This is a genomic window from Streptomyces sp. SDT5-1, assembly GCF_052245995.1.
Taxonomy (GTDB): domain Bacteria; phylum Actinomycetota; class Actinomycetes; order Streptomycetales; family Streptomycetaceae; genus Streptomyces.
Genome location: NZ_CM125963.1, coordinates 3,321,089 through 3,333,259 on the forward strand (window position 1 = coordinate 3,321,089; position 12,171 = coordinate 3,333,259).

General features: G+C 63.7%; 12 protein-coding genes and 1 pseudogene. 4 read left to right on the top strand and 9 right to left on the bottom strand.

Features of this window, described 5'->3' with window-relative positions; genetic code table 11:
- Nucleotides 1–25: 25 nt before the first annotated feature.
- Nucleotides 26–1,015 carry a methyltransferase domain-containing protein gene (locus ACTWJ8_RS15445; protein ID WP_443264117.1) on the bottom strand — a complete coding sequence of 330 codons (990 nt, stop codon included), beginning with the start codon at nucleotides 1,013–1,015 and terminating at the stop codon, nucleotides 26–28.
- A 115-nt stretch (nucleotides 1,016–1,130) separates the two neighbouring features.
- On the opposite strand from ACTWJ8_RS15445, the gene ACTWJ8_RS15450 reads away from it, so the two are divergent.
- Nucleotides 1,131–1,535, top strand: a complete 405-nt coding sequence (locus ACTWJ8_RS15450; protein ID WP_356376756.1) for a globin — start codon at nucleotides 1,131–1,133, stop codon at nucleotides 1,533–1,535.
- Between the two features lie 48 nt (nucleotides 1,536–1,583).
- Here the strand turns inward: ACTWJ8_RS15450 and ACTWJ8_RS15455 are convergent, their stop codons facing one another.
- The 5 genes from ACTWJ8_RS15455 to ACTWJ8_RS15475 all read right to left on the bottom strand — a co-directional run bounded on the left by ACTWJ8_RS15455 (nucleotide 1,584) and on the right by ACTWJ8_RS15475 (nucleotide 5,641).
- Entirely contained in the window at nucleotides 1,584–2,267 is a 684-nt protein-coding gene (locus ACTWJ8_RS15455; protein WP_356376754.1) for a hypothetical protein, read from the bottom strand.
- On the bottom strand, nucleotides 2,264–2,686 hold the full coding sequence (locus tag ACTWJ8_RS15460) for an acyl-CoA thioesterase (protein WP_356376752.1): 423 nt from the start codon (nucleotides 2,684–2,686) through the stop codon (nucleotides 2,264–2,266). The genes ACTWJ8_RS15455 and ACTWJ8_RS15460 overlap by 4 nt, the downstream gene beginning before the upstream one ends.
- On the bottom strand, nucleotides 2,686–4,350 hold the full coding sequence (gene ettA, locus ACTWJ8_RS15465) for an energy-dependent translational throttle protein EttA (protein WP_356376750.1): 1,665 nt from the start codon (nucleotides 4,348–4,350) through the stop codon (nucleotides 2,686–2,688). Before ettA ends, ACTWJ8_RS15460 begins: the two co-directional genes overlap by 1 nt.
- A gap of 242 nt (nucleotides 4,351–4,592) precedes the next feature.
- The gene (locus ACTWJ8_RS15470) at nucleotides 4,593–4,841 is read right to left on the bottom strand and encodes a DUF7660 family protein (protein WP_443264118.1); all 249 of its coding nucleotides are present in this window, start codon (nucleotides 4,839–4,841) and stop codon (nucleotides 4,593–4,595) included.
- A gap of 35 nt (nucleotides 4,842–4,876) precedes the next feature.
- A complete protein-coding gene (locus ACTWJ8_RS15475; protein WP_443264120.1) occupies nucleotides 4,877–5,641 on the bottom strand; it encodes a GntR family transcriptional regulator in 765 nt (254 codons plus the stop codon).
- A 79-nt stretch (nucleotides 5,642–5,720) separates the two neighbouring features.
- Between ACTWJ8_RS15475 and ACTWJ8_RS15480 the strand changes: the two genes are divergently transcribed.
- Nucleotides 5,721–5,999 carry a hypothetical protein gene (locus ACTWJ8_RS15480; protein ID WP_443264121.1) on the top strand — a complete coding sequence of 93 codons (279 nt, stop codon included), beginning with the start codon at nucleotides 5,721–5,723 and terminating at the stop codon, nucleotides 5,997–5,999.
- 253 nt (nucleotides 6,000–6,252) lie between these two features.
- Nucleotides 6,253–6,990, top strand: coding sequence for a GntR family transcriptional regulator (locus tag ACTWJ8_RS15485; protein WP_443264123.1), 738 nt, complete (start codon nucleotides 6,253–6,255; stop codon nucleotides 6,988–6,990).
- Nucleotides 6,991–7,548: 558 nt separating this feature from the next.
- On the opposite strand, the gene ACTWJ8_RS15490 is transcribed toward ACTWJ8_RS15485, so the two are convergent.
- From ACTWJ8_RS15490 to ACTWJ8_RS15500, 3 genes and pseudogenes are all read right to left on the bottom strand, one after another.
- A complete protein-coding gene (locus tag ACTWJ8_RS15490; protein WP_443265160.1) occupies nucleotides 7,549–9,078 on the bottom strand; it encodes a hypothetical protein in 1,530 nt (509 codons plus the stop codon).
- A 162-nt stretch (nucleotides 9,079–9,240) separates the two neighbouring features.
- A pseudogene (locus ACTWJ8_RS15495) lies at nucleotides 9,241–9,573 on the bottom strand (ATP-binding protein); the annotation flags it as partial.
- Nucleotides 9,574–10,058: 485 nt separating this feature from the next.
- On the bottom strand, nucleotides 10,059–10,976 hold the full coding sequence (locus tag ACTWJ8_RS15500; protein ID WP_443264124.1) for a hypothetical protein: 918 nt from the start codon (nucleotides 10,974–10,976) through the stop codon (nucleotides 10,059–10,061).
- 657 nt (nucleotides 10,977–11,633) lie between these two features.
- Between ACTWJ8_RS15500 and ACTWJ8_RS15505 the strand changes: the two genes are divergently transcribed.
- Nucleotides 11,634–11,993 carry a hypothetical protein gene (locus ACTWJ8_RS15505; protein ID WP_443264126.1) on the top strand — a complete coding sequence of 120 codons (360 nt, stop codon included), beginning with the start codon at nucleotides 11,634–11,636 and terminating at the stop codon, nucleotides 11,991–11,993.
- The last annotated feature ends 178 nt before the right edge of the window (nucleotides 11,994–12,171 follow it).

Here is a 12,171-nt window from a genome sequence, read left to right on the forward strand (position 1 = left end):
GGTCGTAGCGATGTTGCCGGGTGCCCTACGGGGTGCCCGGCAACTCCCATGTGTGGGGGCCTTCCGGATCGTCGAGCCACGCCCACTGGCGGCCGTCGCCGCGCACCGTCACCCCGAACCGCTCCCGCTCCGGCCTGCCCTCCCGCTCCCACAGCTCGAGCACGTCGCGCGGCTCGCGGCGGCCCGACGTCAGCGTCAGCAGGAACCGGAACAGCTCGTCGCGGAGCACGGGGTGCGGCAGGCCCGAGAGCGACGGCTCCGGCTCGCGGCCCACGCCGCCGCGCAGCGCCATGAAGTACGCGGACGTGTGCAGGAACCGCCCCTGCGCCCGCTGTCCGTCCTCCGCCACGTCGAGGGCCACGATCCCGGTCGACAGGGGCGCGAGGATCCGCCCGCGGGGCGCGCACTGGCCCAGCCACTCCCCCGGCACGGCGCGCAGCGCGCACGTCGCCATGATCCGGTCGTACGGCGCCCGCTCCGGCCAGCCGCGCGCCCCGTCGCCGGTGACGACGGTCGTGGGGTGTCCGGCGGCGGCGAGGTGGGCCCGAGCGGATTCGGCGACCTCCGGGTCGAGGTCGACGGACGTGACGTTCCCCGCACCGACCCGGTGCGCGAGCAGCGCCGCGTTGTATCCGGTCCCCGCCCCGATCTCCAGGACCCGGTCCCCGTCCCGCACCCGCAGCCCCACCAGCATCCGCGCCATCAACGACGGCTGGCTGCTCGACGACACCAGCTCGCCGTCCCGCAACCGGGTGGCCAGCGGCTCGTCGGCGTAGGCGCCCCGCAGCCACCGCTCCCGCCGCTTCGGATCGGGGTGCTCACCCCACAGCCGCTCGTACCCGCCGGGCACGCCCACGAAGTAGTACGGCACGAACAGATGCCGCGGCACCTCGGCGAACGCCTCCCGCCACACCGGGTCCTCGTCCCAGGCCCCACTGTGATCGATCTCGCGCACGAGCCCGGCCCGCGCCCGTACAGCGAGCCGCTCGAGGTCCCGGGTGTGCTCTGCGCCCATATGTCCACTGTCCTGCGCCCCATCGGAATCGGCGAGCCCTGTTCCGGTGCCGGACGGGCTTCGGACAGGCCCTAGGACCCGAGTCCTGGGCCGGTGCGTCTGAGAGCATGGAGGGGTGACTGAGATCCCGCGCGACACGCTTCAGGAGCAGACGTTCTACGAGCAGGTGGGTGGCGAGGAGACGTTCCGCCGCCTCGTGCACCGCTTCTACGAGGGCGTCGCCCAGGACGAGCTGCTGCGCCCCATGTACCCGGAGGAGGACCTGGGCCCCGCGGAGGAGCGCCTCGCGCTGTTCCTCATGCAGTACTGGGGCGGCCCCCGCACCTACAGCGACAACCGCGGCCACCCGCGCCTGCGCATGCGGCACGCCCCGTTCCAGGTCGACCGCGCGGCCCACGACGCGTGGCTGAAGCACATGCGGGTCGCCGTGGACGAGCTCGGCCTCTCCGAGGAGCACGAGCGCACGCTGTGGAACTACCTCACGTACGCGGCGGCGTCGATGGTGAACACGGCGGGCTGAGCCCGGCCATGTGAGGCGCGGGGTCCGGCGCGGGCCCCGCGTTTCCGCTCACGCGGGGCTGAGGGAGATCCCGCCCAGCCCTGTGGACGCCTTCCGTACGGCCACGGACCCGTACGCGGTGCGCAACCGCACCCAGGACCCCGCGACCAGCAGGTCCGCCTGGGCCCCGCGCAGGAACCCGAGGGACGCCGCCGCGTGCACGACGCGCACCGGCGCCCCGCTCGTCCCGATCTCCCGGGACCACACCTCGCGCCCGATCCGGTCGAGCTCGGCCCTGGTCCGCTCCTCGGGCCCCAACTCCTCGACCCGCGACCGGAATTCCGCCACGGCCGCCTTCACGAGCCCCCGCAGCGCGTCCGCGTCCGGAAACCCGTCCACCGGCTCCCAGCCGCCGACCGGGGGCAGCACCCCGGCCCAGGGCGGCCCGGTGACGGCGCCGGGAACCCCGACGGTCGCGGCCGACTCGTCGACGGAGTCGAGCAGCTCCCCCGCGGAGACGGTCACGTCGAGGGTGTCCTCGATCCCGTTCTCGTACGGCTTGAGCAGCCGCGCCGTCCGCACGGCCAGCACCTCGAACGAAGGCGGCCGGCCGAACACCGCGAGCGCCTGCCCACCGGCCTGCGCCCGCAGCCGCACGGCGGCCGCCTTGTCGTAGTGCAACAGCCGGCCGAGGAAGGCGGCGAGGTCCGCCGCCTCCCCCGGGTCGGCGAAGTGCAGCACGGTCGCGCTCATGCGACGAGCGCCTCCGCACGGTCCGCGTCGTCGTCCCGGTACTCGTCGAGGAACTCCCGCTCCTCGGCGGTGATCCGGCGCGGCCGCTGCGCCTCGAAGTCGAACGGCACGACGACCGTCGAGGCGCGCACGTACACGACGTCCTCGTCCTTCACCTCATAGGCGAGCGTGAACGACGCCGCCTTTATCTCGCTCACCCACAGCTCGATGTCCACGGGCCGGTGCCGGTGCACCAACTGCCGCTTGTAGTCGATCTCGTGGCGCGCCACGACCGACCCCTGCTGGAAGTCCTTGTCGGGCCGGAACAGGAAGTCGATACGAGCCTCTTCGAGGTACCGAAGAAACACCACGTTGTTGACGTGTCCGTACGCATCCATGTCCGCCCAACGCAGGGGGCAGGCGTATACGTGGCGAGCCATCAGCCGCGGGTCAGCTTCTTGTACGTGGCGCGGTGCGGACGCGCGGCGTCCGGACCGAGCCGCTCGATCTTGTTCTTCTCGTAGGACTCGAAGTTGCCCTCGAACCAGAACCACTTGGAGTCACCCTCGTACGCGAGGATGTGCGTGGCGACGCGGTCGAGGAACCACCGGTCGTGGGACACGACGACGGCGCAGCCCGGAAACTCCAGCAGCGCGTTCTCGAGCGAGCTGAGGGTCTCGACGTCGAGGTCGTTCGTCGGCTCGTCGAGAAGCAGCAGGTTGCCGCCCTGCTTGAGGGTGAGCGCGAGGTTGAGCCGGTTGCGCTCACCACCGGAGAGCACACCTGCGGGCTTCTGCTGGTCCGGGCCCTTGAACCCGAACGCACTCACGTACGCACGGGACGGCATCTCGACCTGCCCGACGTTGATGTAGTCGAGCTCATCGGAGACCACGGCCCAAAGGGTCTTCTTCGGGTCGATGTTGGACCGGTTCTGGTCGACGTACGAGATCTTGACGGTGTCGCCGACCTTGATGGACCCGGAGTCCGGGGTCTCGAGCCCCTGAAGCATCTTGAACAGGGTGGTCTTACCGGCACCGTTCGGCCCGATGACACCGACGATGCCATTGCGCGGAAGCGTGAAGCTCAGATCGTCGATGAGCACCTTCTCGCCGAAGGCCTTGTTGAGGTTCTCGACCTCGACGACGATGTTGCCCAGGCGCGGGCCCGGCGGAATCTGGATCTCCTCGAAGTCCAGCTTCCGCATCTTCTCGGCCTCGGCGGCCATCTCCTCGTACCGGGCGAGACGCGACTTCGACTTGGTCTGCCGCCCCTTGGCGTTGGAGCGAACCCACTCCAACTCCTCCTTGAGGCGCTTCTGCCGCTTCTCGTCCTTCTTGCCCTCGACCTTGAGGCGCTCGGACTTCTTCTGGAGGTACGTCGAGTAGTTGCCCTCGTAGGGGATCGCGCGACCGCGGTCGAGCTCGAGGATCCACTCGGCGACGTTGTCGAGGAAGTACCGGTCGTGGGTAATGGCCACGACGGTGCCCTTGTACTGGGCGAGGTGCTGCTCCAGCCAGTTCACGGACTCGGCGTCGAGGTGGTTGGTGGGCTCGTCGAGGAGCAGCAGGTCGGGCGCCTCGATGAGGAGCTTGCAGAGCGCGACGCGGCGCTTCTCACCACCGGAGAGGTTCGTGACGGGCCAGTCGCCGGGCGGGCAGCCCAGGGCGTCCATGGCCTGCTCCAGCTGACCGTCGAGGTCCCACGCGTCGGCGTGGTCGAGGTCCTCCTGGAGCTTGCCCATCTCCTCCATGAGCTCGTCGCTGTAGTCGGTCGCCATGAGCTCGGCGACCTCGTTGAAGCGCTTGAGCTTGCCCATGATCTCGGCGGCACCGTCCTGGACGTTCTCCAGCACGGTCTTGTTCTCGTCGAGCTTCGGCTCCTGCATGAGGATGCCGACGCTGTAACCGGGCGACAGGAACGCGTCACCGTTCGACGGCTGCTCGAGCCCGGCCATGATCTTCAGCACGGTCGACTTACCGGCACCGTTCGGACCGACCACGCCGATCTTCGCCCCGGGGTACATGCTCAGGGTGACGTCGTCGAGGATCACCTTGTCGCCGTGCGCCTTGCGCGCCTTGCGCATGGTGTAGATGAACTCAGCCAAGAGAAACCGTCCGGCAGTCGAAGTGTGTCGCAGTAAGGGGCCCGCGTGCTGCGGCTCCACCGCGTGAGGGCAGATACACCCCATCTTGCCGTACGGCCACCGCTGGGCGGAAACCCGTATCGGTGGGTGGCCCTGAACTGGGCTTTCTGCGGGGCCTGTCGTAGCAGACCTGTCACTGTCGGTCGCCTTTGGTCGCCCTCGGCCGACCTCGCACGGCCCAGAGACGGCCCAGGATCGCCGCACTATTCGTAGACGGTCGCCGCCTGCAGAGCCCGCGCGAAGAACCGCCAGTCGCCATCGGCGGGCAGCTCGCGACCGCTGTTGCGATACCAACCGTCCGCGTCGTCGATCCACGCGGCCAGGGCCTCCAGGAAGCCGGGGAGATCCGTGTTTTCCCACGCGCTCCCCTCTTCAGCGTGGCTGCGGCGCAGGGAGCGAACGAAGGCCGCCAGCTCTTCACGGCTGTCGACGGATTCAGACGAAGTGGTCACGCCCGGCAACGTACGCGGCACGGCGCCTCCGAGCCTTACTGAAGGCTCGGATTGACGGGGATCTCGTAAACGATCTCGCACAGGGCGGCAGGCACCACGATGTCCGCGGTCTCGACGGGCCTGCCCTGGTCGCTGAAGTACGTGCGCCGGATGTGGGTGACGAGCGCGGCCTTCTGGATACCCAGCAACGACGCTTCCTCTGCGGAGGCCTGCCGCGGCTCCGGCTGCTCGACGGCGTGACTCACGACAACCCCGATCGCGGCCATCCGGTTCACGACACCCGCCCCGGCATGCGGCCCACCTTCGGGGAGGACGACAAGAGTCCCACCGGTGAGGTCGTACGGCTCCCAGCTCGTCGACAGCTGCACGGGACGGCCATCGCCAAGGAACTCGTAATCGGTTCGAACGCACAGATCACCCTCGGCGACGCCCAGCCGCCCGGCAATCTCGGCGGGCGCCGGCACCTTGGCCTCGGTGCGACTCTCCCAGTCCCCTTGCCTACCGACGGCCTTCATGTCTGCACGGAACGGGGACCCGTCGGGCTGCTCACGCGCCGATGACCGCACAACGCGAACGCGCTGACGAGGTTCGGCGACATACGTCCCCGACCCCGCACGCCCCTCCAACACCCCTTGCGAGATGAGCAGTTCCTGCGCCCGGCGCACGACGTTCTCGCCGACACCGCACTCCTGGGCGATCTGGGCTCGCGAGGGAAGCCGGTCCCCCGGCGTCCACTCATGCTCCCCGACCCGACGTCGCAGCACGTCAGCGATGCGGAGGTAAGGCGGCTGCTCAGACATATAGAAAATCTAGTCCACTAGCTCTAATCTAGTTAACTAGCTTTACGGAGCGTGATTGAAGGATGACGGGGGTTGAGCTGTGCCGACTTCGGACGCAAACGCCGAAGCCATCGCTGCACGACTGACCTCTCTCGGCCTGACCCCACGCCTGGAACAGCACGCCCATCACGTGTCGATCGAAGCGGAGGTCCCGGACTCGCTCCCTGCCGAGGCATGGCGGGACGCCCTGGAAGCAGTAGCGGAGGCCGACCGGTTCGGCCTCCTGGCCAACAGCATGAACGGCCGCACGTTATGGGCCGCCGTACACAAAGGAGCCCCCACGACGGGCGACGTCCGGGGGCCTGACCATCAGCGATAGGAGCTGATCGGCATGTCCAACCGTAGCTACCGCACGACGGCGAAGGCCTCGTGATGCCACAACGCCAACGACTGGGCGTCACACGGTCGACGACCGCCCCGTACCAATCAAGCGCGTGCCGAATCGGCACTCACGCCAGGTGCACGCACCCCATGCCCACCGCCTCTCCCCCGGAGGCCCCCGTGATCTACGAGACGTGCAACTGCTCGTGCCACGCAATGGTTATCAAGAAGAGCGCACCGGAGAAGCCCCAATGAGGGAGGCAATGATCGGGACCGCGCCTTCCCGCCGACAGGCCATCGCCGAGGACCTCCGAACCCAGATCACGACCGGCCACCTCAACGGGGGCGACCGCCTCCCCGCCGAGGCAGCCTTGGCAACGCACTACGGAGTCAGCACACCGACGCTACGCAGCGCGCTTGCCCTCCTCCAGACCGAAGGCCTCATCGAGAAGGTCCATGGCAAGGGCAACTACGTCCGCCGCCCGCTCCGCAGGATCACTTACATCGGCGGAAGCCGAACCTGCGCCGAGACCGCCGAATCAACACCACCACTACACGTCACGGTGCACACCACTCAACTCCACGCACACGGCGAACTGATCACCCTCTTAAACGTCCCGGCCGGCACCCCCCTGACGCAGTTCCTCTGCATCCGCCACGAGGGAAAGTCACCGCACAGCCTGGCCCGCATCTACATCCCACGCGAACCGTCTTCTCCTCATCCGTGCGCGGAACCCGAGTCGCGGCAGGCGGGCCTTCACCTTCCACCGACAGAGATCCGCGAGCGAGTGTCTGCCCGCCACCCAACACCGGAGGAAGCGGCGACACTCCGCATCAGCCCGTCCCTGTCCGTCCTAGCCATCAGCCGCTCGACAGTCGATAGCACCGGCCACATCACAGAGGCCGCCCTACTGGTGCTGCCCGGCGACCGAGCGGACGCGTACTTCGTCACGCACCCCACGACCAGAGAAGAGAGGACGGAGGGATGACGTACCCCAACGAACTACGCCTCCTCCCGTGGTCGGGCCCCGAGGGAAAGCCCTGCTACTTACACACGGACGACGAAGACAGCTACTTGTCCCGCCTGGCCGACAACACCGAGTCCGTACAACTGGGACTGGCAGCCGAGCTGTTGGAGAACGCGCCAGACGTACTCGCAACGCTCCGAGTATCGGTAAGCCGCGGCCGTCGCCTATCCCTGCCGGAATCGTCTGCTCCCGAACGAGACAACGAGGGGCCACGAACGCCAACGGCGACGTTCGGGTAGCGACAAACGATCAGTCGTTGAGGGGGGGCACAGCTCATGTGCCCCTCTCCGGCGCTTGCCGCCCTACTCTGACCTGCTCGACAGCCTGCCGCATCGATGACTACTCACCCCACGTCAACACCTGTTCAGCCCGGCCCGAATTGCTCGCAGCGGCTCGCCTCTCAGGGTGCTCACGTGACGAAGCCTCAGCCGCCACTAATCCGCACCCGGCGACAAGCGTCGCATTACCAGCCGTCCGCGCCGTAGGCACCCTCGTGATATCACTGCTCACTCAGGCGCTTCAATACATACGAGGTTTGATCAGCTTCTCGCCCCTCGGGATCGATGTCATCTGATGCGTTAGACCCGCGAGCATCGCCGTTAGGTCATCCTCCTCTTCACTCGTAGCAAATATCACCTGGCTTCCGTGCGCACCGTTTTCGGCGGCCCGTCTCAGCAGTTGTTGAAAGCTGAAACGGGCGGCCTCTTGTTGTCGCGGCTCGTCGAAGATAAGGAGCTGAGGATGGTTCGCCTGAAACTCTCGCGAGACCTCCATAAGTGAAAACAGATAGGCCCAGATGACTCTAATCATGTCACTCGCCGACAGATCGAACCCGAGGTCGAACCCCTCGTGGTTAGGACGGTAGGTCTTGGGGGATACTTCGATCGATCTGGGCTCAAGAGACCTAAAACCGTAGGCTTCGAGTTGAGAAGTAAGGGAACTCTTGAGCGCCTGCATCTTCAGGCCATCAGCGGCGGTTACCTCCCTACGCCGAAGAGCAGCCAGGGTCCCCTTATTCTCACGCCAAGTCACCGCGAGTGAATCGAGCTCATCAATCGATGATTCGATTGAATCTCGGACAGCACGTAGCGAATTGAGTCTCTCCTCGTCCCTGAGCCGCTGAGCGACCTTGGCGGCGTCCGGCAGAGAGTTCGGACTGATTAAGGCGTCCTTCTGTGAGCGAATTTCTGCACGAATCCTTCCCATTTCATCACGCAACCTGAAGACCCTAACCTGACCAATCTCCGCAGCCCGGCCGGCATCCAACTGCATGGAACGAAAGGTTGATAGCTCCTTCTCAAGATGCGAGATATTGTCTTCAACGGTCAACGGATAGTCGGTGATCTCGAACCCGTCGGGGAGGCTCTGCCCGCACGTAGGACAGGTGTCGCCAGGGAGGCCGTAGCTCCCTGACGCTCCAAGGCGCTGCAGTAGGGCCGCATCCTTGTGTTTGCGTAGGTCCTCCTCCAGAGCTTCAACACGGAGCTCCAGAGACTGAACCTGCTTACTAGCCTGCTCCCAATCCTCAATAGCTGACGCCAATGCGATGCTGAGCTGCGTCGCCTTGTCCTGATTGACTGACAGTGCTTCCTCTATTTCAGGAGCTGCTTCGCCGACAGATGTGAGGTTCTGGGCAAACTGCTCCTCTAGGTCGGCCGCCAGTCGATCTATCTCGTCCTCGAGCGAAACCCAACCAGATCCAGAATCCAACTCCAGGGAGACCAGTTCATCGCGTCGCCACGAGGAACTCGGCTTCTTAGGGATTCCTTGCACAAGTACGCCTGCACGAGTACCGATGTCCGCAATGGTGCGCTCAACATTCTTCCAGTCGGCCTCGATCAAGGTGATAGCAGACTCAATTCTTTGAGTTTCTAGAACCATGTCAATGGCATCGAGCCCCAGGATAAACTCTGCGGAGCGTTTTGAGACGTCTTGAATGCCAAGGTACGTCGGGATTCTGGCTTGCACTCCCGACCAGCCGTGCTTTTGCTCGACAAAGAAATAAGGAAATAGGCACTCCAGATACAGATTCCCCTCGCTGCCATCCATGCGAGTGACTTTAGGGAGCTCCCATCCGAGAAACTTGGCTAGCTCGTAGTGAAACCCAGCTTCCCTCTGAGCCGAGCCGGGCCTTCGAACAAAATAATCACGTTGCGCGAAGGACGCTTCAGGGTCTGTCAGGTTAGGGCCATTTCGAGTTCTTACCAAAGTTGTATCGAATTGTCGGCTCTTCACGGGGCGACCAATGGTCATAATTTCGCCCCGCCCGTTCTCGATTTCGATCGAGACACTCGACTCTTCGACGCGATACTCTTGCCCGTCGACTTCGACCCTATCTGTCATCGCATGGGGTAGCGGAATATCTCGACTCGGGCTCATCATCCCTTCAAGTCCTAGGACATAGATTATGGACTGGAGGCATGTCGACTTACCGCTGGAGTTATCTGCTCGAAGGACATTTAAGCCAGGCCCGAACTCCAGCACAGTGCCACAGACCGGTCCGGAGGTGCGCACATTGAGAGACAGCTTGCGGATCTTCAACATTTAAGGCCTCCAGTCCAACAGGTCAGTAACGGACTTCTGGGTGATGCGAGCTGGCAGCATAGATAGGAACTCCTTTTCACTCACCAGAACCTCACTGTTAGCCCAGAGTAGAGTCGCCAGGTGCTCCCCTTTTTCTGTCAGAGTGAGTGAAGAATTCTCGTTTCGCCTAGCCAGCCCCGCAGCGACTGCGAGATTGATCGTTCGGGTCGTCGAGGGATCATGCCTGATGATCAGGCCATTCGGCTTGCGCTGATTCACGAACCATTCCCTGATCACCTGGCGCCCTTGAGTCGAGCGAAGGGCCCAAGTTAGAACATGAATCTGTTCCAGGTTCGCCGTGTTCGCGCGGCAACGTCGGAGAATTAGCACGGTTGACGCAAGTCGCCATCCCGTGCGGAGATCACCAGGAATTGGATCAGGACGACGGGTGAAGACGACGCTGCTTGAGATGTTCGCGAAAGCCCGCTCTAGGAGCACTGCACCACTCATGACGCACCCTCGATAGCCTGGAAATCCAGTGGACAACGCATAAGCCAGTCAGCTATTGAACCCCACGACATGGCATCAATAAAAGAATCATCAAGCGCCGGAACCTGACGGGCGAGTTCCTCTTTAAGTGATCTCACGATCATCGTTACATCTGCCGCACTACTTGTACTTCCGGGGGGATACTCGAGTACTAGCTTACGCTCCTTGCGAACTTTGCTTCCTGTAGCAGCTTCCCACTGGTCAGGATATTTCTCTCGAAGTCGCGCAAGCGCATTCTCCGAATCAAGAAATTGATTAACAAGCTGCTCAAGGTAAGTGCGACTCGAATCTGGAGGAAGTCTCAACTTGGCGAGTTTCCCGAGCGCCATTTCGGCGAGCTGCGAGTTCCCCGCAAGCCAGCTGTCTACGTCGCCTGGAGGAGTGGGAACTACATCGACCAGGGATGCCGCTCGCTCCAAGATCTCGCCACGTTCTCTCGCGTAGACACCGTCCGTAGCAACAGTCACCTTAAAATCATCTGCAACGAAGGGGAGGTTCTTCGACCTTACCTCTTCCGACTTGGCGCTGGCGTGCTGCACAAGTTGAGCAGAGTCGAATATCGGCACGAGAAATATATAAGTACTTATTTTCACGTCACCGAGAAGACGCTGGAGATCTTTCTGCTTCGTGCTGAGCTTGCGCAGATCGGTCGAGAGCTTGTCCCGTTGCTTTTCGTAACGCTCTAACGTGGATAGTGGCTCTATCGGCGCATAACACTGGAAAGCTCGACCACAAAAGGTAAAGGCCTCGATCCCGAGATCTCCTCCATGCCGTGCCGGCACCTCTTGCACCTGATCCGCACCATAGTGCCGACGAGCGAGCAGGAGACAATACTGCTCCCACTCATCGCCGGAGTAGTGATGTGTTGCCGTCAAGTAGCCCCCTACCCTCACAAGCCTTTGACCAGCGCTGACGCTATGGTCCGGCTCGGTTTCGCCCTGACCTCGGAGATCATAGGGAACAATGTTTCCCATACGGCACGGTGTCCAATCCTCGCTGTCTGAAAAGCAAAGGTCGTCAGGGGGATTTGGCCGATGACCTGCTGGTCTGAGGCCGAACAAGACGGGCGCGCCGTCTGGTGCGGCCCGAACGGGCTTCTGTGCCCAGCGACTCCTGGCCAGCAGAGACCCTGTACGGGGCCACCCGATTCCTTGCTCACACCCTCATGTCCCAGGTTCCGGCGGGGACGGCTTGGTGATCTGCTCTCTTTGCAGCTCCGCGCCCAGGTCGCGACTGCCGGTACAGTCGTTTTCTCCTGCTATCAGATGGTATTTGATGGTTTCGGGTAACCCAAGAACGTCCAGACAGAACTCGCCTCGCACCTCCGTAGGCTCGGGTAAAACAGCTGCATGGCATGGGAATGGCTATCAGCATCAGTAACAGGGGCCGTGGGGCTAGCAGGCATCGCAGGGACGGCGTGGGGAGGAACAGCCGATCGACGTCACCTGCGAATCCAAGCTCGCGATGACCTTGTGAGAGACAGGTTGGAGGCCCTCTACCTGGACATCTTGTCCACTGCTCACTACCAACTCGTGTCATCCACGCCTGAAGCAAAAGTGGTTGGCGATCCACCCGAACAACGCACCACTGAAGACATGCTGCTCAAGCACTCCAAGATCGAAGCTTTTGCAAGTCGCGCAGTCGCGGAAACCTACAAGGCCTTGGGAGTTGAGTGCCGCAAGAGCTCCTACTGGGGATCTCTCGGTACAGCACGCGTGAGAGAAGGACTACGTCATCTTTTCTCAGATGACCCCATCACTCAATTCCCCCCTGAGGCTGTCGAATTGAATGCCGAACAGTTAAAGGAGAAGTCCCGCGATCACTGGGCACATGCTGAGCGACTCTACGAGCAGCTCGTGACTCTCGTTCGTCGTGAGCTAGCGTTTGAGTAGCGGCACTCCCCACACGCGCCGCCCACCACTCAACCCCCAGCTCCCATCCCGTCCGCCGTCGACCCACACGCAGTGGAGCGGGCGTGGCCCCTGGTGTCCAGGTGGAGCGCGCCACTGTACGAACGACCTGGACACCAGGGGCCACCTCTGCTCGGCTTCGCCTGGGTCGACGGTGGAC